The sequence below is a fragment of the Streptococcus pseudopneumoniae genome, assembly GCF_001072315.1.
Classification (GTDB): Bacteria; Bacillota; Bacilli; order Lactobacillales; family Streptococcaceae; genus Streptococcus; species Streptococcus pseudopneumoniae_R.
The window spans coordinates 1-303 of record NZ_JVLI01000188.1; the positions used below are offsets into that span (position 1 = coordinate 1).

General features: G+C 36.6%; 1 pseudogene. It reads right to left on the reverse strand.

The features are described from left to right. Nucleotides 1-91: 91 nt before the first annotated feature. Nucleotides 92-303 (reverse strand): annotated as a pseudogene (locus ADH54_RS12520) (transposase); the annotation flags it as partial.

The following is a 303-nucleotide window of genomic DNA, read 5'->3' on the forward strand; positions in this document are numbered from 1 at the left end:
TTGTTCAAGCCTTATTGCTCTTGACTCGTCACTTGCCTCTCAAAGAGGCTTTAGTATTACTTATCACTATCCCTAAAGGGGATCCTCATATTCATTTATCTAGTACTATATCATGCTTTACTCGTTCCCAAATTTTCATACTTGTGAAGAAATCATCCACTGGATAATTTCTCTCATCTTGAATACATTTCTTAATTGTGGCTTCATTAAGCCCTACTTGTGCTTAAGTAATAACCTTCTGCCCAGAAATGCCGATTCCCAAACTTGTACTTGAGATTGGCGTGTTTATCAAACATCATAAGT